The 25,709-nt window shown below is 59.6% G+C and carries 26 protein-coding genes, 1 tRNA gene and 1 riboswitch; of the genes, 13 read left to right on the top strand and 14 right to left on the bottom strand.

Going from position 1 to position 25,709, the window contains the following annotated elements; genetic code table 11:
* Positions 1–9 precede the first annotated feature (9 nt).
* From cobW to GR183_RS05265, 4 genes are read right to left on the bottom strand one after another with little or no spacing between them, the layout of a single operon-like run.
* A complete protein-coding gene (gene cobW / locus GR183_RS05280) occupies positions 10–1,068 on the bottom strand; it encodes a cobalamin biosynthesis protein CobW (protein WP_160774544.1) in 1,059 nt (352 codons plus the stop codon).
* Positions 1,065–1,616, bottom strand: coding sequence for a bifunctional adenosylcobinamide kinase/adenosylcobinamide-phosphate guanylyltransferase (cobU, locus tag GR183_RS05275; protein WP_160774543.1), 552 nt, complete (start codon positions 1,614–1,616; stop codon positions 1,065–1,067). The genes cobW and cobU overlap by 4 nt, the downstream gene beginning before the upstream one ends.
* Complete coding sequence (locus GR183_RS05270; protein ID WP_160774542.1) at positions 1,613–2,371, bottom strand: CbtA family protein; 759 nt, start codon at positions 2,369–2,371, stop codon at positions 1,613–1,615. Before GR183_RS05270 ends, cobU begins: the two co-directional genes overlap by 4 nt.
* A 39-nt stretch (positions 2,372–2,410) precedes the next feature.
* Complete coding sequence (locus tag GR183_RS05265; protein WP_160774541.1) at positions 2,411–2,593, bottom strand: CbtB domain-containing protein; 183 nt, start codon at positions 2,591–2,593, stop codon at positions 2,411–2,413.
* A 36-nt stretch (positions 2,594–2,629) separates the two neighbouring features.
* A riboswitch (cobalamin riboswitch) is annotated at positions 2,630–2,856 on the bottom strand.
* 214 nt (positions 2,857–3,070) lie between these two features.
* Here GR183_RS05265 and GR183_RS05260 point away from each other — a divergent pair.
* Positions 3,071–3,146 (top strand) — tRNA-Asn (locus GR183_RS05260).
* A gap of 234 nt (positions 3,147–3,380) precedes the next feature.
* On the opposite strand, the gene GR183_RS05255 is transcribed toward GR183_RS05260, so the two are convergent.
* The 3 genes from GR183_RS05255 to GR183_RS05245 are packed head-to-tail and all read right to left on the bottom strand — an operon-like array spanning position 3,381 to position 5,579.
* Entirely contained in the window at positions 3,381–3,845 is a 465-nt protein-coding gene (locus GR183_RS05255) for a CoA-binding protein (RefSeq protein ID WP_160774540.1), read from the bottom strand.
* A 1-nt stretch (position 3,846) separates the two neighbouring features.
* On the bottom strand, positions 3,847–4,215 hold the full coding sequence (locus GR183_RS05250; RefSeq protein WP_160774539.1) for a 2Fe-2S iron-sulfur cluster-binding protein: 369 nt from the start codon (positions 4,213–4,215) through the stop codon (positions 3,847–3,849).
* Positions 4,212–5,579, bottom strand: a complete 1,368-nt coding sequence (locus GR183_RS05245; protein WP_244313621.1) for a selenium-binding family protein — start codon at positions 5,577–5,579, stop codon at positions 4,212–4,214. Before GR183_RS05245 ends, GR183_RS05250 begins: the two co-directional genes overlap by 4 nt.
* 255 nt (positions 5,580–5,834) lie before the next feature.
* Here GR183_RS05245 and GR183_RS05240 point away from each other — a divergent pair, with 255 nt between their 5' ends.
* A complete protein-coding gene (locus GR183_RS05240) occupies positions 5,835–6,995 on the top strand; it encodes a glycine cleavage T C-terminal barrel domain-containing protein (protein WP_160774538.1) in 1,161 nt (386 codons plus the stop codon).
* A 169-nt stretch (positions 6,996–7,164) separates the two neighbouring features.
* Here GR183_RS05240 and GR183_RS05235 read toward each other — a convergent pair whose 3' ends face one another.
* Positions 7,165–8,034: an oxygen-binding di-iron domain-containing protein gene (locus tag GR183_RS05235; RefSeq protein ID WP_202395846.1), complete on the bottom strand. Its 870-nt coding sequence runs from the start codon at positions 8,032–8,034 to the stop codon at positions 7,165–7,167.
* A gap of 622 nt (positions 8,035–8,656) precedes the next feature.
* On the opposite strand from GR183_RS05235, the gene GR183_RS05230 reads away from it, so the two are divergent.
* The 6 genes from GR183_RS05230 (at position 8,657) to GR183_RS05205 (ending at position 15,676) form a co-directional block, all read left to right on the top strand.
* The gene (locus tag GR183_RS05230) at positions 8,657–9,271 is read left to right on the top strand and encodes a hypothetical protein (RefSeq protein ID WP_208999756.1); all 615 of its coding nucleotides are present in this window, start codon (positions 8,657–8,659) and stop codon (positions 9,269–9,271) included.
* A gap of 218 nt (positions 9,272–9,489) precedes the next feature.
* Entirely contained in the window at positions 9,490–10,950 is a 1,461-nt protein-coding gene (locus GR183_RS05225; RefSeq protein WP_160774537.1) for a cryptochrome/photolyase family protein, read from the top strand.
* Positions 10,951–10,966: 16 nt separating this feature from the next.
* Positions 10,967–12,271 (top strand): NAD(P)/FAD-dependent oxidoreductase, encoded by a 1,305-nt coding sequence (locus tag GR183_RS05220; protein WP_160774536.1) that lies wholly within the window; start codon positions 10,967–10,969, stop codon positions 12,269–12,271.
* Positions 12,268–13,134, top strand: a complete 867-nt coding sequence (locus GR183_RS05215) for a DUF1365 domain-containing protein (protein ID WP_160774535.1) — start codon at positions 12,268–12,270, stop codon at positions 13,132–13,134. The genes GR183_RS05220 and GR183_RS05215 overlap by 4 nt, the downstream gene beginning before the upstream one ends.
* Positions 13,135–13,136: 2 nt before the next feature.
* Positions 13,137–14,366: an SAM-dependent methyltransferase gene (locus tag GR183_RS05210; protein WP_160774534.1), complete on the top strand. Its 1,230-nt coding sequence runs from the start codon at positions 13,137–13,139 to the stop codon at positions 14,364–14,366.
* Entirely contained in the window at positions 14,366–15,676 is a 1,311-nt protein-coding gene (locus tag GR183_RS05205) for an MFS transporter (RefSeq protein WP_312846775.1), read from the top strand. Before GR183_RS05210 ends, GR183_RS05205 begins: the two co-directional genes overlap by 1 nt.
* A gap of 12 nt (positions 15,677–15,688) precedes the next feature.
* Here GR183_RS05205 and GR183_RS05200 read toward each other — a convergent pair whose 3' ends face one another.
* Both GR183_RS05200 and GR183_RS05195 read right to left on the bottom strand, forming a co-directional pair.
* Positions 15,689–16,480 (bottom strand): SDR family NAD(P)-dependent oxidoreductase, encoded by a 792-nt coding sequence (locus GR183_RS05200; RefSeq protein WP_160774533.1) that lies wholly within the window; start codon positions 16,478–16,480, stop codon positions 15,689–15,691.
* 52 nt (positions 16,481–16,532) lie between these two features.
* On the bottom strand, positions 16,533–17,165 hold the full coding sequence (locus GR183_RS05195; protein ID WP_244313620.1) for a ChrR family anti-sigma-E factor: 633 nt from the start codon (positions 17,163–17,165) through the stop codon (positions 16,533–16,535).
* Positions 17,166–17,441: 276 nt separating this feature from the next.
* Here GR183_RS05195 and GR183_RS05190 point away from each other — a divergent pair, with 276 nt between their 5' ends.
* The 5 genes from GR183_RS05190 (at position 17,442) to sseA (ending at position 22,087) form a co-directional block, all read left to right on the top strand.
* Positions 17,442–18,473, top strand: a complete 1,032-nt coding sequence (locus GR183_RS05190; RefSeq protein ID WP_160774531.1) for a cysteine synthase A — start codon at positions 17,442–17,444, stop codon at positions 18,471–18,473.
* 29 nt (positions 18,474–18,502) lie between these two features.
* Complete coding sequence (gene cls, locus GR183_RS05185) at positions 18,503–19,969, top strand: cardiolipin synthase (RefSeq protein WP_160774530.1); 1,467 nt, start codon at positions 18,503–18,505, stop codon at positions 19,967–19,969.
* A 64-nt stretch (positions 19,970–20,033) separates the two neighbouring features.
* Positions 20,034–20,750: an alanyl-tRNA editing protein gene (locus GR183_RS05180; RefSeq protein WP_160774529.1), complete on the top strand. Its 717-nt coding sequence runs from the start codon at positions 20,034–20,036 to the stop codon at positions 20,748–20,750.
* Between the two features lie 3 nt (positions 20,751–20,753).
* Entirely contained in the window at positions 20,754–21,248 is a 495-nt protein-coding gene (locus tag GR183_RS05175) for a GFA family protein (RefSeq protein WP_160774528.1), read from the top strand.
* Positions 21,245–22,087 carry a 3-mercaptopyruvate sulfurtransferase gene (sseA, locus tag GR183_RS05170; RefSeq protein ID WP_160774527.1) on the top strand — a complete coding sequence of 281 codons (843 nt, stop codon included), beginning with the start codon at positions 21,245–21,247 and terminating at the stop codon, positions 22,085–22,087. Before GR183_RS05175 ends, sseA begins: the two co-directional genes overlap by 4 nt.
* Before the next feature lie 70 nt (positions 22,088–22,157).
* Here sseA and GR183_RS05165 read toward each other — a convergent pair whose 3' ends face one another.
* From GR183_RS05165 to GR183_RS05150, 4 genes are all read right to left on the bottom strand, one after another.
* Entirely contained in the window at positions 22,158–22,892 is a 735-nt protein-coding gene (locus tag GR183_RS05165) for a hypothetical protein (protein ID WP_160774526.1), read from the bottom strand.
* A gap of 227 nt (positions 22,893–23,119) precedes the next feature.
* Positions 23,120–23,476 carry an META domain-containing protein gene (locus GR183_RS05160; protein ID WP_202395845.1) on the bottom strand — a complete coding sequence of 119 codons (357 nt, stop codon included), beginning with the start codon at positions 23,474–23,476 and terminating at the stop codon, positions 23,120–23,122.
* A 215-nt stretch (positions 23,477–23,691) separates the two neighbouring features.
* Entirely contained in the window at positions 23,692–24,498 is an 807-nt protein-coding gene (locus tag GR183_RS05155; RefSeq protein WP_160774524.1) for an amino acid ABC transporter ATP-binding protein, read from the bottom strand.
* Positions 24,499–24,554: 56 nt separating this feature from the next.
* Positions 24,555–25,700, bottom strand: coding sequence for an amino acid ABC transporter permease (locus tag GR183_RS05150; RefSeq protein ID WP_160774523.1), 1,146 nt, complete (start codon positions 25,698–25,700; stop codon positions 24,555–24,557).
* Positions 25,701–25,709 lie beyond the last annotated feature (9 nt).

Below are 25,709 nucleotides of genomic sequence, written 5' to 3'. Positions count from 1 at the left end.
CCTGGTCGCCTACGCCGCCACCTTCCGGGCAAGCCCGGCCTTCACTTCATCGAGCGAAATGCCCTTGAGCCCGATCACTACAAGCCGCCCCGGCGCCTTCGCCTCGCGCGCAAACCACGTCTCGACGCGCGGACCGACGGCCTGCACGATCGCCGGCGCCGGCTTACCCGCGATTGCCACCGCGCCCTTGATCCGAAGCACGCCATGGATCGCCATCGCCTCGCGCACCGCGCCTTGCGCTTCTTCCAACGATGCAAAACCGGGCGCGTCGATCACGTGGCTTTCGAAATCGTCGTGATTGTGCTCGTGGTGGTCGTCGTCATCGTCGGCGTGATGTGCCTCATGATGCGAAAGCCGTGCGGCCATATCTTCTTCCGCAGCGGAACCACGCCCGAGCAGTATCGAACCGTCGAGCTTCCCATTTTCAGCCGCGACAACCTCCACGCTCGCGCGAACGTGAGAGGCGATTTCTCCCCGCACCCGCTCCATATCCCCAACGGTGATAAGATCGGCCTTGTTGATCACGACGAGGTCGGCGCAGACAAGCTGATCTTCGAAAAGTTCCTCGATCGGGCTTTCATGGTCGAGCGCTTCATCGGCGGCGCGCTGGATTTCTAAAGCACCCAAATCGCCCGTCATTTTACCTTCCGCGACCGCTGCGGCGTCGACCACGGTGACGACCGCATCCACCGTCACCCGCGTTTTGACAGACGGCCAGGAAAACGCCCGCACAAGCGGCTGCGGCAGCGCAAGACCCGACGTTTCAATGACAATATGGTCCGGCGCGGGATTGCGCGCGATCAGCATTTCCATTGTCGGCAGGAAGTCGTCAGCCACCGTACAGCAGATGCAGCCGTTGGTAAGTTCCACCACTTCATCGGCCTTGCAATCGGGGTCGGCGCATCCGTCGACCAGCGACCCGTCAAAGCCCATGTCGCCGAACTCATTGACGATCAACGCGATTCTCTTTCCCTCCGCCCCTTGCAGCAGGTTGCGCAGGAGGGTCGTCTTGCCGGCCCCGAGGAAGCCGGTAACAATCGTTGCGGGGATTTTCGTTCCGGCGCTCATAAGCGAATCTCCGGCTGATTGTGATTGGGTTTCAAAAGAAGCGGCAGGCCGGCGGCAACCAGCACCACCTGGTTCGCGACCTCCGCGATTTGTCTGTTGAGCCGCCCTTGCGCATCGCGAAACCTGCGAGCCAACGCGTTTTCAGGCACGATTCCCGCGCCCACCTCATTGGAAACGAGAACCACCGGCCCGCCGACTTTACGCAACGCAGCCAGCAGCTTGGTTGTCTCGACTTCGATATCGTCCTCCTCGAACATCAGGTTCGAAAGCCACAGCGTCAGGCAATCAACCAATACGGCCGAGCCCTGCCTTGCTTCCCTTTGCAGGACGCCGGCGATATCGCGCGTTTCCTCGATCGTTTTCCAATCACCGCCTCGCTGGTCGCGGTGCCGGGCGATACGTTCTTCCATTTCCTTGTCGAGAACGGCGCAAGTCGCGACGTAAATCCGCTCAAGCCCGCTCTTTTTGAGAAGGTTTTCAGCAAAGGCGCTCTTGCCGGAGCGCGCCCCCCCGATGACGAGCGTCGTGGAGGCGCGCGCCGCGCTCATTGTTTCGCTTCGCCGCGCTGCCAGAGCCAGCCGGCAAGGCTTCCCAGAACAGCCCAGAAAACGGCGGCGGAAACGAGCGACGCAGCAACGAAATGGCCCTGGATTTCGGCCGGGACGCTGGAAGCGTATTCATGCGGATGCGGCGCGCCGATCAGATGCGGCGCAACGACGATAAGAAGCCCCGCCGCCTTCAGAAGGGGTTCGCCACGCGCGATCATCAGCCAAAGGCCGAGGCCGGTCGCGGCCGTGGTCCCGAACCACCAGGTCTGCCGCGAAACGAGGTCCGCCGCAGCGGAACCGGGAAGTTCCGGCGGCAGGCCGAGCGACGGAGCGAGCGCGACGGCGGCGAAAGCGCCGAGCCCCCACTGCAGGCCGCTTGTCGCATCGATGCGCTTCGCGCCGAGCAGCATCGCCGCAAGCAGCATCAGTCCGAAGCCGAAGCCCGTCAATACGCTCGAAAGGCCGGTGTAGAACGTGCGCTCCGCACCGTCTTCCGGCGCCCAGGCACCAATCATCCGGTCGACAAGCCCGAGCGCGCCTTCGTCGGTATGTTCCTCACCACCGTGGACGAACCATACGCGGCCATCGTCGGTGATGCCGCCGGCATGCTGCAGGGGCGGCTGGTGGAAAGATGCAAGCTCATAGGTCTCCGCCTCGAGAATCAGCGGAGTGGTGAAGAGAACCTGCAACAAAGCGAGGGCGAGGCCCGCGACGCATCCCGCGCCGAGAGCCACCCCGAACAGTCTCGTGATCATGGGCGGAAGGCCGGCTGTCCGCCGGCTGCTCCAGAAAGATCAGTGGCAGGGGAAGCCGAGCGCGTGCCGGCTGTCGTGGGCGGCGTTGTGCAGCACGTTGGAGTGCGCAAAACCAACGCCGAAAACCACGAAAGCACCGATAAAGGCGCTCAGCAGCGCGACGGGAAGGATCGCAGCGCGCGAAGAGGTGCTTTGTGCGGCGGAAGAAACAGTGGAATTCATGTTCTATCTCCTTTTGTCGTCCACCCGACGACGATCGTGAGCCAACTCATTCCGGCCGGTCTCCTGGCTTGCGGGTCTCAGCCTTGACTGCTCCTTCCCGGACCGATCCGATCCAGTGGCACGATGCAGTCAGGCTCGCCGCTCACAGTTGCGGGGGCAGCTGCGGATTCGGGACCCCGACTTGGGTCATCCCCCACCGCATTCCCGTTTCATCCCTGTCAGGCTTTGCCCGAGTGACGGGAACCGAAACTGTCTTCTTGTACTCTTTCGTGCCCCAGCCAACAAGAGTGCGCCTATCGCAAAAGCGTCATCTGGACGATCGCATGCGCAAATTGACTTTCCACCGCGCGATTGCGCCATTCGGCGACCTCCCGTTCCCGGCTGTGGAAAAATTTCCGAACAAATCGCTTGGCAAAGCAAGCGAGGCTTTGCTATATGCTCGCCACCGACGCGGCGCTGAGGCGCCTGCCGATGTGATCCCCGGTAGCTCAGTTGGTAGAGCAAGCGGCTGTTAACCGCTGGGTCGCTGGTTCGAGTCCGGCCCGGGGAGCCACCACCTCCACAGTACATTGAATTTTCATTATTTTTTCGCCTCCTGCCCTAACCAGTCGGGCAGCTTGGGGCTATCGGTTCATTTCAGGAGCTGGAGTTCAGCGTTTCGACGGTTCATAGACAGGCGCAGGGCCGAGTTTTTAAGCGAATATTCGACATTGTCGATTGAGCCCGACATGGAATCTCGCCATGATCGATTTTACGGTCGGCCCCTGTTGGTCAGCGCCGAAACCCGTCATATCGACAAGTCGAGCCGTGGCTTCCAGAAGGGTCGGAAAAGCTCGATCTTGGGGCAGCGGTTCATCACCACTTTCAGTCCAGCATCCTCGGCCAGCCTCGCGGCGCGGTCATCATAGACGCCGATCTGGCCCCAGAGCACTTTGGCCCCGATCGCGATGGCCTTTTCGGCGATGCCGTAGAATTCTTCCCTCGGCCTGAAAACCTCGACCATGTCTACCGGGCGGTCAATTTCTTCCAGCGAATGATAGACTGGGATACCCCTGATCTCCCTCACCTGCGGATTCGGGTTGACCGGCAGCATTTCATAGCCTGTTTCATGCAGCACGCGCAGCACGCCGTAGCTGAATTTGGTCTTGTCTGCGCTGGCACCGACCATTGCGATGGTCTTAACCGAACGCAGGATATCCGCCAGGTATTCCGGGGCGTAATCATAAAGACGATCGATATCGGCTTCGGGCATTTTACGCCTCCTTCGGTTTGGCGATGTCCGCTTTCAGTTCATGCGGCTCAAGCGGATCGAGAAACGGGTTGCGATAGAGTTTGTCATGGCTTTCCACACCGATTTCGAGCGTGCAATTTGAAACCGGACGCGCGACGCACAGCACCACATAGCCATTGCCGATCTGACGGTTGTTCAGCGCCACCTGCCGGCGCTGATCGACTTCGCCGGCGGTCAGTTTGGCCGCGCAGGTGATGCAACCGCCATATCTACAGCCATAAGGCAGATCGACCCCTTGTTCGCGTAATGTGTCGAGCAGCGGGCGGCGGGCATCGACTTCATAGGTCGCGCCGCCACGGTTGGCGACCGTTATCGTCCTGGTGTCGGTCAAAGCCAGATATCGCTCGTGCAGTCGCCGCCCGGATAGCGGGTTTCATGGCAGCGGCTCGGGCCATTGGGCTCCCGGCCGAAATCGACGATGAAATCTTCGTTGATTTGCATGCCGCCGTTTTCGACGTCGCAATCGATCATCACCATCACTCCGCCTTGCGTGCGGATTTCCGGGTAGAACTGATTGTCCCAGGTGGAGAAAAGCGACGTGGTGACATAAAGCCGCCTGCCATCGAGCGACAACTGGAACATCTGCGGACCGCCCGCGACCTTGACGCCGTTGACCTCAGGCGCCTTGCCCAGAAGCCCGCCCATCCAGACCTGGCCAGTGAGCTTCGGGTCGTGCGGGTCCGTAATGTCATACTGGCGCATGTCGCCGTGCAACCAGTTGTTCAGATAAAGGTACCTGTCGTCCATCGACACCAGAATAGCCGACATCACGCCGGGAACCGGAATCGGCCATTGGGGATGGGGCTCGTTTTCCACGTCGATGATCTTTTCCCATTCCCACCTGCCCGCATCGGACTTCCAGAAATGGATGACGTTGGTGCTGAGCGCCGCGCCGCAAAACCCGTGCATGCTGTCGGGGTTGTGGTGGAATTTGACTTCCAGCGGGATCAGTCCGTCCTCGCCCAGATACATCGACTCGACCGGAACGCGCTTTTCGAAATCCCAGAAATGGAGGCGACGGCCATATTTCAGGTGCCCCACCTCTTCCAGGTCGAACCCCGGCATGAAGGTGTTCGGAGCCGCCCATTCCGAGCTGACCATCACATTGTGGCGCGGCTGATACCAGAAATCATAGCCGAACGGGATGTCGCCCATCGAGTTTTCCCAGCGGCCCACGATCTCGAAATCCTTGTTGAGATGCAGATAGCCGCCCGGCGCCTCGCCCATGGCATCGCCCAGGAACGAAATTATGATCTCGGAGCCGAGACAATGAACGGTGTGCGGCCCGGAAAGGTTGGTCTTCGCCTTGATCTCTGCACCGTCGATCACCTTATGCAGGCGCGGGGCGCGCGGATCGGTGGCGGTATCGACGACATGAATGTTGTTCGACCGGACACCCGGCAACAGCAGATATTTGCGCGACATCGACGCGTCGTCATGACAGGACGAGCAGGCGTTCCAGCCCATATGGTGCAATTCATCCCCGATTCCCGGCATCTCAAGCCGGTGGATCACCTGGGAATAGGTCGGACTTTCCGGATCCGCGTCCACCGTCGCCAGATAGTCAGGTTTCTGTATGCCCGTGCCCGTGTAAATGGCGATGGTATAAAGCAGCTTTTCACGCGGCGCCCTGATCGCTTCCTCCGGGCTCGCATACCCCGGACCGCAACATGTCATCCCGCCGTTTCCACTCATGCCGCTTCCTCCGTCCGGCGCGTGTTCAGCCTGACGCTCGTTTTCTTTGAGCCTATTTTATGCAATTAATGGCCACAAAGTAAAAGAAGCGCCCGGACCGGCTTATTACTGCCCTGGAGAGCGCGGCCTTCGCGAAAAGATCGATGCCGGGTCGATTGAGGCTGCCGGCCGGATCGCGGCAAAGATGCAGCTGGCCTGTTCGGGCACGTCGGACTGATGCAGTTCGGAGGAAATGCATATCCGGGATCGGCTACCATGGTCTCAAACTACATCGAAACGTTCCGACAATTCAGCTTCGGAACGCAGGTGCGAAAATCCCCCTATTCGGACGCCGCGTTGCGATGGGGGGCGAAGGGTTTTTCTGTCTACAACCATATGTACATCCCCCGCGACTTCGATGATCCGGAGCGGAATTTCTGGAACCTCGTGAACGAGGCCATTTTGTGTGACGTCGCCGTTGAGCGCCAGGTTGAGATCAATGGCCCGGACGCCGCAAGATTTACACAGTACCTTTGCTGCCGGGATCTCTCGAAGTGTCAGGTCGGTCAATGCAAATACGTTCTGTTGACGGATCAGGATGGCGGCATCATCAACGATCCCGTTTTGCTGAAGCTTGCAGGAAACCGTTACTGGCTGTCGATCGCGGATAGCGACGTGCTGTTATGGGCCAGGGGGCTTGCGGTAAATGCCGGCATGGATGTGTACATCAACGAGCCGGACGTCTCGCCGCTCCAACTCCAGGGCCCGAAATCGCGCGACATCCTGCGGGCGGCTTTCGGCGACGGCCCGGCGGAGCTGAAGTATTACCGGTTCAGCGAATACGACTGGAACGGCGTGCCCCTCGTCATCTCGCGAACCGGCTGGTCGAGCGAGTTGGGATACGAAATTTTCCTGCGCGATGGCTCGGCCGGCGATCGGCTGTGGGAATACCTCATGGAGGTCGGAGGCCCGCTGGGGCTCCATCCGGGGCACACCAGCAGCATTCGCCGCATCGAAGGCGCGATGCTTTCCTATCACGCCGACATGACACTGAAAAACAACCCATTCGAACTCGGTTTGGATCGCCTTGTCGATCTGGAGATGGAGGCCGACTTCGTCGGAAAATCGGCGCTGAAGCTCATCAGGGAAAAGGCTGTGTCTCAGTTGCTTGTGGGCCTGGAAATCGAAGGGCCGCCGCTTGCCGGGCCGAACGACGAACACTGGCCCGTCACGAGGGACGGACATGTTGCCGGCCGGGTGACATCCGCAATCTATTCGCCGCGCCTGAGAAAGAACATCGCGCTGGCAATGGTGGCTCGCCAGCACGCGGGGATAGGCACGCGCGCGGTCGTCGATATGTTCGTCGAAAAGCGGACTTGCGAAGTCGTTCCCAAACCGTTTTACGACCCCGGGAAACTGATCGCGGCGAGAGCCTAGAGCGCATGCCCTGAGAGCGGGATCGCTTTTCGTCACAAGAAATCGCTCCGGTTGCGTTCATTCCGCCGGGCGGCGGTATGGCGAAAACCGCTTCATTGCGAAAATGAGCTTCTTCCTTACACTTTTTGCAAAATGCGGCGAAAAATGACCCAACGGAAGCAATAGACAATCACCTCCGGCCCATGTCGCGATTGTCAAGTTGGTCAATTGCGAAGCGAGTGCGCCGGTCGTATTCGTCTCCCAACTCGACAAGCGCCTTCGCGCCATCCCCTCTGAACGAAGGACCATGCATCAGCGCAAGCGCATGAGGCCGAAGCACCGAAAGCTTACGGATTGTTGTTCCCATGCCCGGAGACAGGGCAGAGTACTTCAAAATATCTTCCGCGACGATCGCCGGCCCGACGATGTCACCATCGAGAGACAAGGACTTGTCGCCGAACTGCGTGAACAGGTCGCCACATAAAAGGGTTCGAGTGCTTTCCTCGAACACAAGCGCCGCATCCCATCCATGCGGCGTATGCGGGGTATCGAAGAAGCGCACGAGTTTTCCGCCGCCAAGGTCGATTTTCTCTCCGTCAGAGAGAACTCTCGGCGCTCGATCCGCAAAGTCCGTCAAAGAGACCCTGCAGCCGATTTCACCATGTGCCGGAGTTGCCCTTGGCGCTGCCGCCAGCCATTCATTCATCGATCCACATTCGTCGGCCTCGAAATGGCCGAAAGCAATCCAGCGCAGTCGTTCCGGCGGAACGATGCTGGCAATAGCATCCCGGTTGCTCGCAAACATCTTTCTGAGGCCGGTGTGGAACATCAAGGGCTCGTCACCGAGGATCAGAAACTGATTGAAAGTAAACCCATCCGGCGAGGCGGCGCTTTCAACGCTGTTTGACAGGCGGTAAATGCCGTCTGCTATCTCGCTTATCCGCGTTTCCATGATTGTGTCTTTCACGAAAAGCTGGTCGCAAGCAGCTTGCCCACCCGTCATCAGCGAGTCTACGGCCGTTCGGTTGCCGTCGCCGCCAATACCTCCGCTTCGGTTCATGATCCCGCATAGATCTGCCGGGTCATGAAAATGACTCGCGCGCGATTGTCGGGCGCATGCCTTGAGCGTTAATCAGCTTGGCGAGTTGATTTTCCGGAGCAAATGTCCACTGGAATGGAGCCTGTAATTTTTACGGAAGAATTCTGCCCAAGGCGGCATCACTTCCTTAAATTTCATTCATAAATTTGACGGCAAGACTTTTCCCTGTGGATAACTTCGTGCGACCATTAACTTTGAAATCTGCGGTATTTCGCGAGTTTCCGGCATCAAACGACCGTTGCCGTTAAGACGCAGGGAATAGTGTTCACAGTTGATCACGAAATTGTGATCGACATTTCGTCGCAGTTTCGCCCCTCACCCGCCACATTGCCGTCAAAATTCGAAACCCTCCGCAATTCAGTAACTTACCGAGCGGTATTGAAGATAAAAATGACGGAAAAACTGCGAAAATATGTAATTTCGTGACGCAAAACACAAAATCGTGGCGAGCTTTCTCCGCAATATGACGGAGGGTCACGGTACAATTGTTACTAAGCCAACATACATAACGGCTTACAGGGATCGTTTGCGTGTACCGGTTCAATAAAAAACCGGACGCGCTATGCCTTCGGGAGGCGTCACGATGGCCAGTTTGTTGAAAGTCGCGGCTTTAGCCGCATCGATTGCTATTACGGGAACCTTCGCATCCTCCTCCATGGCGAAGGAAGACCGGGAAACCTTTACCCTGCCCGAGGACCAGCTTGCGGTCACGGTCGGCGGTTCGGGTATCGCCCAATCGTCCGTCGATGACAGCAAGTATTCCATCTGGGTTGGCGAGGTTGAGCTTGGCGGTCGCAAGGCCGTATGGGTCGAGTTGATCGACGAATACGGCGAAGTCGTGTACGACAGCGAAGTCAATCGCAACGAAACGCACCTCCTGCCGGACGGCCGCGCCATCGTGGTCCGTGCGCTTGACGAAGGTGCCTCCGACGAACCGAAAGTCGCGAAGGTCGATCAAAGCCGTATCGCTCCGGATGCGCGCCTTGTCGTCACGCGTCGCGTGGTCGATTTCGAAGGCACGCCGGCGCAGACGGCGATTGAATTCATCGAGGAAAAGCCTCAGCAGGAAAAGACCGCGCTGATCGCTCTTGCCGAATTTGGAAATAGCGTGTGGGCAGCGGTTATCGGCGCATTCGAATCCGCCGCGGACGGCGTGCGGGTCGCATGGGACTGGCTGTTCGGCACGGCAAACGCCTGATTGAAGAAATTTTCTGCCTACCTCCCGACGGAAACCGCCATGGTGCTCGCCATGGCGGTTTTCATTTGGACAGACCGTTTTTTCGCTCGCTTCGCCGCCCGGCATTTACCGCTAATTCGGTTTAGATCCCGCCTGATCGAAATTCTTTGATCCGCTAAACCTCCGGTCACGTAACTTCCAGACTGTTCGGCAAGTTTGTACCAGGGTTTCAGCAATCAATGTCATCATCGCAAATCGACGGCGCAACCGTCATCTGGTTTAGGGACGACCTGAGGATCGCGGACAACCCTTCCGTTTGTAAAGCCGCCGAAATTGGCTATCCCGCCCTCGCCTGCTTCATTCTTGAGGATTGCGACGCGAAGCTCGGGAGATACGGCGGCGCGACGAAGTGGTGGCTGTATCATTCCCTGTCACGGTTGCGCGAAGCTTTGACAGAACTTGGCGTTCCTCTCGTCGTTCGAAAGGGCGATGCGGCGAGCGAACTGATGCAGATCGTTAAGGAGACAGGCGCCAGCACCGTTCTTTGGAACCGACGCTACGATCCAGCCGGAATCGAAACGGACAAGGCCGTCAAATCCGCCTTGAAAGATGAAGGTATCGCCGTTGAAAGCTTCAATGCGAACCTGCTCACTGAACCTTGGGAGATCGAGACATCCTCCGGCGGGCCATTTCGCGTCTATACGCCGTTCTGGCGCGCCCTTCGCCAGCGCGGCGAACCGCCCGCTCCAACGCCTGCGATCAGGAAGTTGGCCGGCCTCAACGACCCGCCGGAAAGTCTTTCGATCGATGACCTGGCGCTCCTGCCGAGAAAGCCGGACTGGGCTGGCGGCTTGCGCGAAACCTGGACGCCGGGGGAAGCCGGCGCACAGGCGCGAATGCGGGACTTTCTGGAGAGCACGTTCGAGCGCTACGCAGCGGAGCGCGACCTTCCGGGATCATCCGCAACATCGATGATTTCGCCGCATCTCCGGTTCGGCGAAATTTCGCCGCGTCAGATATGGCATGCCGCCTGCCACCATGCGGCAAGGGAGGGGATCGCCGACAAGCCCCTTGAAAAATTCCTGTCGGAACTCGCCTGGCGCGAATTCTCCTACCACCTGCTTTTCCACTTCCCTTCGCTTCCCGGTGAAAACTATCAGTCAAAGTTCGATTGTTTTCCCTGGAAAGACGACGACGCCGCCTTTGGGGCATGGTCCATGGGCCGGACGGGCTATCCGATCGTCGACGCGGGCATGCGTGAGCTCTGGCACACGGGCTACATGCACAACCGGGTGCGGATGGTCGTTGCATCGTTCCTGATCAAGCATCTGATGATCGACTGGCGAAAAGGGGCCGCCTGGTTCCGGGATACGCTGGTCGATGCGGATATTGCCAATAATTCCGCAAGCTGGCAGTGGGTAGCCGGCTGCGGGGCGGATGCCGCTCCGTATTTCCGTATCTTCAATCCGATCACGCAGGGCGAGAAATTCGACGCCGACGGCGTCTACACGCGCCGTTGGGTGCCGGAGCTTTCAAGCTTGCCGAACGAGTACCTCTTCAGGCCGTTCGACGCTCCTCAGAACGTATTGAAAAAAGCCGGTGTCGAACTCGGCGAAACCTACCCACATCCCCTCGTCGATCATTCCAAAGCACGCGTGCGTGCGCTGGATGCCTTCCACTCCCTTTCTTCGGCTGCTTGAAACAGGAAATAAAAACATGCGCATAGCCGTGGTCGGATCGGGCATCGCCGGAAACAGCGCCGCCTGGGCCCTGAGCGACACCCACGACGTGGTCCTTTACGAAAAAAGAACCCGCCCCGGTGGGCATAGCGCCACCGTTGATATCGACTATGCCGGAGAAAGGATCGCGGTCGATACGGGCTTCATCGTCTACAACGAACTAAACTATCCCAACCTGACCGCGCTATTCGACCACCTCGGCGTCAAGAGCCACGAGAGCGACATGAGCTTTTCGGTCTGCGTCGACGCCGGCAGGCGCGAATGGGCCGGCACGAACCTCGGCACGATCTTCGGCCAGCGCCGCAATCTCTTGTCGCCCCGCTTTCTCTGGATGCTGCGGGAAATCCTGCGTTTCAACAAACTTTCGGTCGCCGACCGGGCGCAGGGCCTGCTCTACGGCCGCTCGCTGGGTGACTATCTCGCCGCGCGTCGCTTCGCGCGCGCTTTTATCGATGACTATCTGGTACCCATGGGCGCCGCGATCTGGTCGACACCGGCAAGGGAGATGCTCGACTTCCCTGCCGAGAGCTTCGTCGCTTTCTTTGAAAACCATCGTCTTGTCGGTTTCGACCGCCCGAAGTGGCGCACGGTCACCGGCGGCTCGCGCGAATATGTCGAGCGCCTTCTTCAGCCGCTTGCCGGAAAGATCCGTCTTTCCTCTGCGGTCGCCGAAATCAGGCGCGAGGATGGAAGGGTCATGGTGCGCGACGAAGCCGGACATACGGATTATTTCGATCACGTGGTCATTGCCGCCCATACCGATCAGGCGCTCGCGATGCTGGACGATGCTGACCATGAAGAACGCGAAATGCTTGCCGCGATCCCTTACCGGCCGAATACGGTCTATCTACACCGGGACGCTTCCCTCATGCCGAGGCGCAAGCGCGTCTGGTCGTCATGGAACTATATGCGCGCATCGACGCCGGGTGCTTGCAAGAACGATGTCTCGGTCACCTACTGGATGAACCGTTTGCAGGGCATCGACAATGCAAGACCGCTTTTCGTGAGCCTTAATCCGGCCAAGGCGCCGCGCGAAGACTTGACCTTTGGGACCTATACTTACGATCATCCGCAGTTCGGAGAAAACGCGCTCAAAGGGCAGCTCATGCTGAAGCGGCTTCAGGGCAAGCGGAACACATGGTTTTGCGGGGCGTGGTGCGGCTACGGCTTCCACGAGGACGGCCTGGTTTCAGGCCTCGACGTCGCAAGAAGCCTCGGCGCCGAAATCCCGTGGGAGATTGGGACCGACGGCGGAATGCGCATCGCGGAGGCTGCGCAGTGAAACGCAAGCGCCCACCCACGACCGCTGCCGACAACGGCGCACCGCCAGAAGCAGCCGCTTCCCTTTATGCCGGCTCCGTCATACATGCGCGGCTGAAGCCGGTCGGCCATCGCTTCAGCTACCGGGTCTTCAATCTCCTGATCGACCTCGACCGTTTGCAGGAGGCCAACCGCCTCTCCCGCTTGTTTTCCGTGGGCCGTCTCAATCTGGCTTCCTTCCATGAAAAAGACCACGGGCCGCGTAACGGCACTTCCTTGCGTTCCCACGTGGACAGGCTGTTGTTCGGGGCAGGCGTGGGTGAGCGCGCAGAGCGGGTGCTTCTGCTGTGCTATCCGCGCATTCTCGGCTATGTCTTCAACCCGCTGTCGGTCTATTACGCCTATTCGGCCGAGGGACACCTGACCGCCCTCATCTACGAAGTGCGCAACACCTTCGGCGACATCCACAGCTATGTGGAGCCGGTCCGCCCCGGTCAGTCAGGGCCGGAAGGCGTTCGTCAGGCCTGCGACAAATCCTTCTTCGTTTCCCCCTTCATCGAGATGAAACAGCGCTACAGGTTCAGGATTCTGCCGCCCGGACGTTCCATACGGGTGCGTATTATGGAATCCGACGCGGAAGGCCCAGTCCTTTCAGCAACATTTGCGGGAAATTTCGGGAGCCTCACATCGCACAATCTCTTGCGCCTATGCGCTTCCATACCCTTGCTGACATTCAAGGTTATTGCTGCAATCCACTTCGAGGCGATTAAACTGTGGCTCAAGGGGGTGCCGTTCATATCGCCATCGACGCGTAAAAGAGGCGGCAGCACTGCCCGGACCAAGGAAATACGCTCGCGAACCCCGCTTCTTCCGGACGAGGTTTGACCATGCATGCACCTGTCGTTCTGCGCGACGAGAACCTGCACGCCGTTCTGGCCGGCGCCCCGCGATTTGCGAAACTGGGCGCACGCATTCTCCTGAAACTGAAGTACGGCGAGCTCACCGTCGAAACGCCGGAGGGCATACGCCTCAAGATAGAGGGCAAGGAACCCGGCCCGAAAGCAGATCTCAGGATCCACAAATGGCGCTTCGTGCGTCGCGTGATCGACGGCGGCGATATCGGCGTTGCCGAAGCCTTCATGGACGGGGACTGGTCGAGCGTGGATGTCACCACCTTTCTCGAGCTTTTCTGCGTCAACCGCGATGCGACGGTGGATGCTTTGCGGGGAAGCCCCGTTTTTCGCCTCTTCTCAAATCTGCGGCACTGGCTAAATCGCAATTCGAAGCGCGGTTCGAAGCGCAACATTTCCGCCCATTACGATCTCGGCAACGCCTTTTACAGCGAGTGGCTCGACCCTTCGATGACCTATTCCTCCGCCCTCTTCGAAGGCGGCGCGAACAATCTGGAAGAGGCGCAGGCGCGGAAATACCGCTCGCTCGTCGAGGCGACGGAAATCCGTCCCGGCGATCACGTTCTGGAAATCGGCTGCGGCTGGGGCGGGTTCGCGGCCTTCGCCGCCCGGGAAGTGCAGGCGAAGGTGACGGGCCTTACCATCTCGCGCGAGCAATATGAATTCGCGAAGCGGCGGGTGTTCGAGGACGGACTCAGCGAGCGCGTTGAGATAAAATTCCAGGATTATCGCGACGAGACGGGCACTTACGATCGTATCGCTTCAATTGAAATGTTCGAGGCGGTCGGAGAGAAATATTGGCCGACCTATTTCGAAAAGGTCGGCCAATGCCTGAAACCGAACGGACGCGCAGGGCTTCAGATCATCACGATCCAGGATCATATGTTCGACGACTATCGCAGCCGGCCGGATTTCATCCAACGCTACATCTTTCCCGGCGGCATGCTCCCGCCGCCCGGAAAACTGAGCGAACTCGGCAAGCGTATCGGCCTGGATCTCGCTGGCCAGAAGGCTTTCGGTCAGGATTACGCGCTGACGCTGAAAGAGTGGCGCGACAGGTTTCGCGCCGCCTGGCCGTCGATCCGCGGGCTGGGGTTCGATGAGCAGTTCAAGCGCCTGTGGGAATTCTATCTGCATTACTGCGAGGCCGGATTCCGCTCCGGCAACATCGACGTGCGCCAGATGGTCTACGTCAAGGCGCGATAGTGGCGAAGCCTCTCGGCGTTGCGGCCCTTCTTGTCTATGGATCGCCCGCGCTTCCGCTGGCGGTCCTTACGCTGCCGCTCTACGTCTACCTGCCGACTTTCTATGCCGAGACCATCGGCTTGCCGCTTGCGCTCGTCGGCAATCTCCTGCTCGCCATCCGCCTTGTCGATGCGGTTTCCGATCCGGTGTTCGGCCTGTTGGCAGACCGTTTAACGCCGCCGGGCGGGCGCAGGCGCGGCTGGTTTGCCCTTGCCTCGCTCCCCACGGCCCTTGCCGCTTTCATGCTGCTCGCGCCCCCGCTCGATGCCGACCCCGCATACCTTCTGGCCTGGGGTCTTGCACTTTCGCTCGGCTATACGGCGTCGATCATTCCCTATGCCGCCTGGGGAGCGGAACTTTCAGGCGACTATCACGCGCGCAGCCGTATAGCGGCGGCGCGTGAAGGGCTTGTTGTTGCCGGAACGCTGATCGCCATCGCCGTTCCAGCCGTCCTCACCGCCCAAGGTGTAGCGGATCAGCGGGAGGCCCTGAAGCTGCTTGGCTGGTTCGTGCTGATCTCCCTGCCTTGCCTCGCTCTGCTAGCGGCCGGAATTATTCCGGAACCCAGGCCGATCCCTGAAAGACGGATGGGCTTCAAGGAAGGCCTGTCGCATATTAGCGCCAATCGCCCGTTCCTGCGGCTTCTCATCGCCTTCGTTCTGAACGGCTTCGCCAATGGCTTACCGGCGACCCTGTTCCTGTTTTTTGTCGCGCGCGCGCTCGAAGCGCCGGACATGCAGGGGCCGTTCCTCTTCATCTATTTCCTGTGCGGGATTGCCGGCGTGCCTGTCTGGGTGGCCATTGCCGGAAAGTTCGGCAAGCACCGGACGTGGAGCGTCGCAATGGTCGGCGCATGCGTGGTATTCGCCTGCGTACCGCTTCTGGGTCCGGGCGACCTTGCCGGCTTCGGCATCATCTGCGTGCTGACCGGCTTCGCGCTCGGCGCGGATCTCGTGCTGCCGGCATCCATCCAAGCGGATGTGATCGACGTCGATACCGCATCCTCGGGCGCCCGGCGGGCCGGGCTCTATTTCGCGCTTTGGGGCCTTGCGACGAAGCTTTCTCTCGCGCTTGCAGTGGGGCTCGCCTTTTCCCTGCTGGAAATTGCGGGCTTCGAGGCTCAAGGAAGCGGCCGCACCGGTGTCGCGATGCTTGTTGCGCTTTACGCCATCCTTCCCGTCGCTTTGAAATTTGCGGCAATCGCCCTCATGTGGAGTTTTCCGCTAGATAAAAGCGCGCAGGAGGATTTGCAGCGCCGCATCGCAGGGTGAGCCGGACGGACGTTATTTCTTCTTCGACCAGCCGGTCGCTTTGGCGACGATCGCGAAATAAAGGCGATAGGGCAGCATCCGCAGCAATTTCAGCTGATAGGAAAAGCGCCTGGGAAAGGTGATCTCGAACGCGCGAGTCTTCAGCCCGCCGGCAATCCGCTCCGCCGCCTCCTCTACGCTCAAAAGATACGGCATCGGAAAAGGGTTTTGCGCGGTTGCCGGCGTTTCCACGAAGCCGGGCGCGATGACCTGCAGACGGATGCCCATCCGGTCGAAATCGAATTTCAGCGACTCGGCCATGTTGATGAGCCCGGCTTTCGTCGCGCCATAGGCGGCGGATGTCGGCAATCCCCTGTATCCGGCGACCGACGAAACGATGGCGATTTGCCCCTTGCCGCTCTCCTTCATCCATCTGGAGAGAGGCACGATACAATTGACGGTGCCGACCAGGTTTACGGCGATGGACTTTTCGAAGTCCCGAACGGTGAGGTCGTCGCCCTTGACCGGCAGATAGACGCCGGCATTCAAGACCGCCAACACCAGCGGCCCGAGCGCACGCTCCACCGCCTCCACCACGTTTTCCATCTCCTTCGCGTCGGTAACATCGCCCGGAAACGCCATGATGGAACCGGGCAACGCCGCCGTGTCCCCGGCCATCGCTTCCAGCGCGTCCTGCGAGCGTGCGGTAACGGCGACCTTCCAGCCCTCGCGCGCAAGACGCATTGCTAGAGCCCTGCCGATGCCGGAGCTTGCGCCCGTGATCCAGGCAACGCCATCCTCCGGGCTCGCGATATAGGAAGACATGGGAAACGCTCCCGCCCTCAGGTAGGAAATGGAGTGAACGTGTGGTGGGTGCTCACCCGCGGATGAAGGGCGCGAAGAAGCGGCCGACCGGCCCCGTCAGCTGCAGGTCGCCTTCTGTCACGGCAAAGCAGATGCAGTCGCCGTCGTCGTCGGCAACCGGCTTATGATCGACCGATTCGTCCGCATACGAAACGTCGCCGCGGATATAATGGCCGATACCGTCGGAAAAGCCTCCGTCAAGCACGAGGGTCAGTTCCGTGCCGTGATGCGTATGCGTCGGCATGGCCATTCCGGCCCTGATCCACAGCATGCTGACGTTGCAGCCGTCGATTTCGCCGAGCTTGTATTCCTTCATGCCCGGCAGGCGCGTGCGCCAGGGAACGTCCTTCAGGTCGTAACCCAGGAAATCGCGCAGAGCGTTCGGCAGGATGTCGGAAGGTTTGCGCGGCGCAGACGTCAGCGAAGGCGCATTCTCGAACGCAGTGTCGGAAAATATGGCCTTCAGCTTCTCCTCGCGGCCGGTGATTGCGGCCGGCTCGATCTCCTCCAGCATATCGCCACCGAAGGCTTCGAGATCGCGAATGAAGCCACGATTGACCGGGCTGATCTCAAGGTGCGAGCGCACGAGTATCAGCGCCGGTTCCGCAAGGGTGCCGGCCACGTACCCCGCAAGCAATGCATCCATATTCCGTTCTTCCTGCTCCATGCGTCCTATTCGTCCCGATCCACAGGCAGCGTTACCCGCATCTTGTCAATCGGCCTACGCGTGCCAGTCTATGCCGGATCAGACTGAAACGCGATTTCTTGCGATTTTTTTCACGCACCACATAAATTTATCGAACAATGCGATAATCTATTCCTCCATTGGCCATCAACAGCGCAATCGCGGTGCTTGCAGCGCTCATCGGCGATGATTAGCTTCCCCTTACGAAGATTAATCATCCGGGAATCCAGAAGACCCATGAAAGTGAACCCGTCCGTCGTCGACACGATCGGCAACACTCCGCTCATCCGCCTCCGTCAGGCGTCCGAACTTACGGGCTGCGAAATCTATGGCAAGGCGGAGTTCATGAATCCCGGACAGTCGGTGAAGGACCGTGCGGCTCTCTTTATCATCCGCGACGCGGAGGAGCGCGGGCTTTTGAGGCCCGGCGGCGTCATCGTGGAAGGGACTGCCGGCAACACCGGCATCGGCCTTGCCCTGGTCGGCAATGCACTCGGATACCGCTCCGTGATCGTCATTCCCGAAACCCAGAGCCAGGAAAAGAAAGACATGCTGCGCCTTGCCGGCGCGCATCTGATCGAGGTTCCGGCGGTTCCCTACAAGGACCCGAACAACTACGTGAAGCTTTCGGGCCGGCTTGCCGAGCAGCTTGCGAAGAGCGAGCCGCAAGGCGCAATCTGGGCGAACCAGTTCGACAATACGGCGAACAGGCGCGCTCATATCGAGACGACGGCTCCTGAAATCTTCGAGCAGACGGACGGGCGGGTGGACGGCTTCGTCAGCGCCGTCGGCACGGGCGGCACGCTCGCCGGCACCGGCATGAAGCTTAAGGAACTGAAGCCCGACGTGAAGATCGGCCTTGCCGATCCTTTGGGCTCGGCGATCTACAACCACTACGCCCATGGTGAGTTGAAGGCGGAAGGATCCTCCATCACCGAAGGCATCGGCCAGGGCCGGATCACGGCCAATCTAGAAGGCGCGCCGGTCGACATGGCCTTCCAGATCCCGGATGAAGAGGCCCTGCCGATCTGCTACGACCTCCTCGAGCATGAAGGGCTCTGTCTCGGCGGGTCTTCGGGCATCAACATTGCCGGCGCCATCCGTATGGCGAAGGAGCTTGGCCCCGGCCACACCATTGTCACCGTCCTTTGCGACTATGGCACGCGCTACCAGTCGAAGATGTTCAACCCCGCGTTCTTGCGCGAGAAGGGCCTTCCGGTGCCGGGATGGCTTGAGCGCAAGATCGATATCCCGGTCCCTTTCGAATGAGCGGTAAAGCGGGGCGAGTGAGCTGAACGATGGAGGGCAAGGTCGAACATGACATCTGGATTGTAGACCTTGTCCTTGCAAACCTGCACATCATCGCGCTGGCGACGCTCGCGCTTTATGTGCTTAGCGCCGTTTGCGCGGTGCGCGAGGTCCTCCACAGCCGCACTTCACAGGGGTCGATCGCATGGCTCCTGTCGCTCATTTTCCTGCCTCTTCCAACGGCATTTCTCTATCTGGTCTTCGGCTGGAAGCGCTTTGACGACTATGTCGACGTCCGCACCCATGCAGGCCGGGAAACGCGGACGAAACGGGCTGAGGAACTCGGCATTTCCGACCAGCAGGCGACAGCGGCCTGGCCGGTGTTGACGCGCGTTGCGCAATTGCCGTTTCTCGCCGGAAATTCGGTGGACCTGCTGATCGACGGCGAGGCGACCTTCGCTTCCATTCTCGACGGAATCGACCGCGCCGAGAGCTTCATCCTCTTTCAGTTCTTCATCGTCCATGACGACGATATCGGGCGCAAGGTTGCCAACGCGCTGATCGAACGCGCGAAAGCCGGGGTCGAAGTCTACTTCCTTTATGACGAGATCGGCAGCAAATCCCTGCCGAAATCGTATCTCAGCCGCTTGAGCAATGCCGGCATCAAGGTGTCCGGTTTCAACAAGCGTCACAAGGTTCTGCGGATGACCGGTCCGATGCGGCTCAATTACCGCAATCACCGGAAGATCGTTGTCGTCGACGGAAAACACGCATGGGTCGGCGGGCACAATGTCGGCGATGAATATCTCGGGCGCGATCCGTCGTTCGGTCATTGGCGGGACACTCATGTGCGCGTCGAAGGGCCCTCCGCCTTTGCATGTGCGCTTGTCTTCGCGGAGGACTGGCATTGGGCGACGGGCCAGCCGCTTGCCAGGCTTTCCGCCGACAACGTGCCGGAGAAATCCGGCAGCGATCCCGTTCTCGTCATGCCGACCGGGCCGGCCGATGCGCTGGAGGACTGCGCGATCGCCTTCACCGAGGCGATTTCGCGCGCCCGCAAGCGGCTTTGGATCGTCAGTCCTTATTTCGTGCCGGGCATGGACATTCTGACACCGCTTTATGCCGCGGCCATGCGCGGTGTCGAAGTGCGCATCCTTCTGCCGAAAAAGGCCGACCACTGGCTGGTCTGGCTCGCCAGCTACGCCCACGCCGACGACCTTGTCGACCATGGCATCGGCATCTACCGCTACAACAAGGGTTTCCTGCACCAGAAGGTCATGCTCGTCGATGACGAGATCGCCAGTATCGGGACGGTGAATTTCGACAACCGCTCCTTCCGCATCAACTTCGAGATCACGCTCTGGTTCACCGCCGGACATATGATCTCGGCGGTCGAGAAGATGCTTGAGGCCGATTTCCGCGACAGCGTCGAGGAACCGCGGAACGTCCTTTCCACGCGCTCCTACGCCTTCCGTTTCGCGGCACAGGCCGCCCGCCTCTTCTCCCCCATCCTGTGAGTTTTCTTCGCGCCGCAAATCTGTAAGGTGGAGTGAATCGAAAGCGCTTCCACCGAGGATACTGATGACAGAGCCGCTGTTTCGCGACGACGCCTACCTGCGCACATGCGACGCCACCGTGACCGCCGTGAACGACCGTGGCGGCATTGTGCTCGACCGCACGATTTTTTACGCGACCGGCGGCGGCCAGCCGGGCGATAGCGGCCATCTGGAGCTTGAAGACGGCTCAAGGATCGAGATCGCCACCACCGTCTACGGCGAGGACCGCAAGGAAATCGTCCATGTTCCCGCCGAAGACCAGACGCTTCCTCAAGCCGGTGCCAAAGTCGTCGTCCATCTCGACTGGACACGGCGCTACCGGCTGATGCGCGTTCATACCGCCCTTCACCTTCTCTCCGTTGCGCTCCCCTTTCCTGTCACCGGCGGTCAGATCGGCGAAGGCGAGGGCCGGCTTGATTTCGACATCCCCGAAGCCACCATCGATAAGGACGAGATCGCCGCGAAGGTGAATGAGATCGCATCCGGCGATCATGCCGTCACGATGGAATGGATCACCGACGAGGAGCTTGAGGCCGATCCGGGCCTTGTGAAAACCATGAGCGTGAAGCCGCCGATGGGCTCCGGCCGCGTGCGGCTGGTCAGGATCGGGGAGGATGTCGACCTTCAGCCTTGTGGCGGCACGCATGTTTCGCGCACGTCGGAAATCGGCCAGCTTGCCGTCACGAAAATCGAGAAGAAGGGCCGCCAGAACCGGCGCGTGCGCATTCGTCTGGAGGATTGAACGATGAGATTGCAAGGTTCCTGCCGCTGCGGTGCGGTGTCCTTCGAGGTGAACTCGAGAACCCCTTACCCCTTCATGCGCTGCTATTGCGGCATCTGCCGCAAGACGGACGGCGGCGGAGGCTATGCGATCAACATCATGGGCGATTTCGCGACGCTCAAGGTTGAAGGCGAAGACGCCATCTCCATGTTCCACGCCGAAACGGAAGAAGGTGTCAGCCCTGGCGAGCGGCGCTTCTGCAAGCACTGCGGTTCGGCCCTTTGGGTTTACGATCCGCGCTGGCCGGAGCTTGTCCACCCCTTTGCAAGCGCGATAGATACGCCCCTTCCCTTACCGCCCGAAACGGTCCACATCATGCTCGATTTCAAGCCCGACTGGGTGGAGGTGCCTGAGGGGGAGAACCACCGCCACTACCCCGGCTATCCGGAACAATCGATAGAAGACTGGCACCGCGCCCATGGCCTTCTGCTCAATGACCCATCAGAGGAACCAAAATGACCGATAGCCCGATCGTCAGCACCGAGTGGCTTGCCAAAAACATCGATGCGCCGGATCTGGTCGTCGTCGACGGCTCCTGGTATCTGCCAGCGCATCAGCGCGACCCCAAGGCGGAATACCGGGCAGAACATATTCCGGGCGCGGTCTATTTCGATATCGACGATATCGCCGATACCTCCTCCTCCCTGCCGCATATGCTGCCCGCCCCCCATGTCTTTTCCTCAAAGATGCGCAAGCTCGGTATCGGCGACGGACAGACCATCGTCGCTTACGACGGCATGGGCCTTCTCTCCGCGGCCCGTGTGTGGTGGATGTTCAAGGCGATGGGCGTTGAAAGCATCTATGTGCTCGACGGCGGCCTGCCGAAATGGAAGGCGGAAGGAAGGCCCGTCGATGACGATCCCGTCCGCCGGCCCGAGCGGCATTTCTCCGCCCGCCTCGATCATGCGCTGGTCCGAGATTACGACATGGTGCGCTCTGCCCTTGGAAACGGCGGCGCTCAGGTGGTCGACGCACGCTCCGCCGCGCGTTTCGCGGGTGAAGCGCCGGAGCCGAGGCCGGAGCTTTCAAGCGGCCATATGCCGGGCTCGCTCAACCTTCCATACGATCAACTGCTTGAAAACGGCACCCTGCGCTCGCCCGGGGAAATTGAGGCGGCCTTCAAACAGGCGGGGGTCGATTATTCGAAGCCCGTCATCACAACCTGCGGCTCGGGCGTGTCAGCGGCCATTCTCTTCCTTGCGCTCGACATGACGGGCCACCGCAATGTCGCACTCTACGACGGTTCCTGGACCGACTGGGCCTCGCGCGACGGCGCGGTGATCGAGAAGAATTCCTGAGCAGGGCAACTCTTGATACGCGGCCCGATAGAAGGGCTGCGTTTCAGCAGGCGTAAGACATGTCATTTGTCTACCTTATGAAATATGTTCTATTTACGATGTCTTTTAGTTGCGGTTTCTTTGGGTCGTATTTCAGCACAAATATCGTATTTTTTTGCGCCTCCATCCAAGGCAATCTCTTTTCAATCTCCGTCGAGAGCGGCTCTCGTGTGAAAGAGATTTTCGCTCCGAGAAACTTGGCGGAGGGTCCATAGGTCGCGGCGAGGTTTTTCGGGTCCACCTGCTCTACGCTGTCAAGCTCAGGCTCATTGGCGAAGCGGACCAGCATGGGCAATTCGTCGATGGGAACCTCGCAGTCGTTCCACAGCATCCGGATCCGCCAGATGAAGACGGCATAACCAAATCTCCCGACCCGCAATCCGCAAACGGTCGGTACAAAGGCGGAATAATAGCGTTTTGCGAGGTGAAATGCCGTCGGTTTGTCCGCAGGCGGTGGGTAGCGCATCAGCGCATAAAGCGTGCCATGCTCGCCAAGGTCGATGGCGGCCGCTTCGCCGTAAAACTCATAATGGGCACTTGTTTGGGACAACCCTCGGAATATTTCCGCAGCTCCTGTAGCCGTAAGCTGCTGAACCGCGCCGCCAGTGTAATTTTTCCCGTCGATCTCGACGGATATTTCGAGGCGATAACGCTTCTCCGTAGTCGGGATGAAAATCGCCTTGCAGCTGGATACGAGCAAAATCGGCAGGCCGATGATAATCAAAAGCCGTCTTGTGGATTTGGGCAAGGACCGCCAGAAGTTCATCAATGAAATTCCTCATTGAATTCAAATGGGAAACCAATTCCGAAACAGGTTCCGGATTGAAGTAAACATCAGATCAACAACTATCCTTTATCGGACGCATCTGCTCAGATGAAGCAATCTTCATGCACAACCGTAAATAAAAAGGACCGGCGAATCCCCTCACCGGCCACAGAGTCAGCGACCTTCAACCGCGCATAATTCGGTAGTCAGAAAGAGCGCCTGAACGCTCAATCCATCAGGGAAAATCGCGCAATGATCTCGCCTTTCGCGCCGATCAGAAAAAGCTTGTTCTGATCGGTATCGATACGAAACGCCACCGCCTCCTCCAGTACCTGGAAAAACGTCTGCTCCTGGTTCATGAGAGCGTCGGGACAGGCCATGCGCGTTGAGGCGAGCGGGCCGATTTTGATCTGATCGCCGTCGATTTCCGCCTGCCCCGTCATGCGGTTGCAGCCGCCCGATCCCGAAATGCGCCCGTCCGCGCCGATTTCGAAATAGGTCTGCGCGATATCCACCACGCCGCCGCCCTTCAGGTCCTCGGCCAGCCATTTACCGCTGGTTATTTCAGGAGCACCCACAGCCATGGCCCCTGCTCCCAGAACAAGCCCCGCCGACAAAACAAAAACCAGTTGGCGCATCCAGCGTGTCCGCATGACATTCCCCATTGAACTCACTTAGCATCACGCGGATTCAGACCGCTGAAATGAGGCGATTTCGTATCGAACCGGACATCGCACGAACCAATAAAAAGGGCCGGCGCAATGGCCGGCCCTTCCATAAGTCGTGAGCGACCCCTGCCTCAATGATGCAGGATCTGGCTCAGGAACAGTTTCGTGCGCTCATGCTGCGGGTTGGAGAAGAACGGCTCCGGCTCGTTCTGCTCCACGATCTGACCCTGGTCCATGAAGATCACGCGGTTGGCGACCTGCCGTGCGAAGCCCATCTCGTGGGTCACGCAAAGCATGGTCATGCCTTCCTCGGCAAGGCCCACCATCACGTCCAGCACTTCTTTGATCATCTCCGGATCAAGCGCAGATGTCGGCTCGTCGAAGAGCATGATCTTCGGGTTCATGCAAAGCGAACGGGCGATAGCCACGCGCTGCTGCTGACCGCCGGAAAGCTGGCCCGGATATTTCTTCGCCTGCTCTGGGATCTTCACCCGCTCCAGATAGTGCATGGCGATGTCTTCGGCTTCCTTGCGCGGCATCTTGCGCACCCAGATGGGTGCCAGCGTGCAGTTCTCAAGGATCGTCAGGTGCGGGAACAGGTTGAAGTGCTGGAACACCATGCCGACCTCGCGGCGGATCTCGTCGATCTTCTTGAGGTCGTCGGTCAGCTCGATTCCGTCGACGACGATCGAGCCCTGCTGGTGTTCCTCCAGCCTGTTGATGCAGCGGATCATCGTCGATTTGCCGGAGCCAGAAGGTCCGCAGATGACGATGCGTTCGCCACGCATGACGCGCAGGTCGATGTCCTTCAGCACGTGGAAGTCGCCGTACCACTTGTTCATCTTGGTGATTTCGATGGCGACGTCGGTGCTGGACACTTCCATCTTCTTGCGAGGAGCGCCGGCGGCCCGTTCCGTGGCGGCTGTCGTTTCGGTCATTGGGTTTCTCCGCAATTTCCCTCTGGGCGCATGGCCCTTGTTGTTGTCGGCGCCCGTCAGCGCTTGTGCCCGGTGTGAAGCTTCTTCTCCATGAAGAGAGAATATCGCGACATGCCGAAGCAGAAGACCCAGAAGATCGCGGCCGCGAAAAGATAGCCGGTATGGCTTTGCGACGGCGATGCCCACGTCGGATCGGTGAAGGACGACTGTACCTGGCCGAGCAGGTCGAACATACCGACGATCAGGACGAGGGTCGTATCCTTGAACAGCCCGATGAAGGTGCCGACGATGCCCGGAATCACGAGCTTGAGCGCCTGCGGCAGGATGATGAGCCGCATCATCTGCCAGAACCTGAGGCCAAGCGCCTGCGCGCCCTCGTACTGCCCCTTGGGGATCGCCTGCAGGCCGCCACGCACCACTTCCGCCATATAGGCGGAGGAGAAGAGCGTCACGCCGATCAGCACGCGCATGAGCTTGTCGAAGGTCACCCCTTCGGGCAGGAACAGCGGCAGCATCACCGAAGCCATGAAGAGCACGGTGATGAGCGGCACGCCGCGCCAGAACTCGATGAAGATGATCGACAGAAGCCTGACTATCGGCATGTCGGACCGGCGGCCCAGCGCCAGCAGAATACCGATGGGCAAGGAAGCCGTGATACCGGTCACGGCGATGACGAGCGTCACCAGAAGGCCGCCCCACTGGCTCGTCTCGACGACCGGCAATCCGAAGACACCGCCGACCAGGAGAAAGAAGGCCACGATCGGGAAGGCCACCAGAAGCAGCAGGCCGTTCAGCCTCTTGGCCGGTACGCTCGGTATGAGCATCGGCACGATAAGCAGCGCGAACAGCAGGTAGACGATATCGACCCTGTAGCGCTCTTCGACCGGATAGCGGCCGTAGATGAACTGCGGGAAATACGCCTCCACATAGGGCCAGCAGGCGCCGACCTCACGGCCGACGTTCTGCGCAAGGCACGCATCGCGGTTGTCGCCCGTCCAAACCGCATGGACGAAGGCAAAGTTGATGAGCGGCGCGAAGATCGAATAGGCGAGCCAGATGCCGATCAGCGTCAGGATCGTATTCGGAATGCTGGAGAACAGGTTCCTCCGCATCCAGCCGATGAAGCCGGTGGTGCTCACCGGCGCCGGTTTTGCCTCCGCTTCGGTCGTGCGGACGTAGGAAAGATCAGTCATATCCGTCATCTTCTCTCT

This window comes from Stappia sediminis (assembly GCF_009826895.1).
Taxonomy (GTDB): Bacteria; Pseudomonadota; Alphaproteobacteria; order Rhizobiales; family Stappiaceae; genus Hongsoonwoonella; species Hongsoonwoonella sediminis.
Note: the sequence above shows the minus strand (reverse complement) of the source record. Positions and strands in the feature narration are given on the sequence as shown.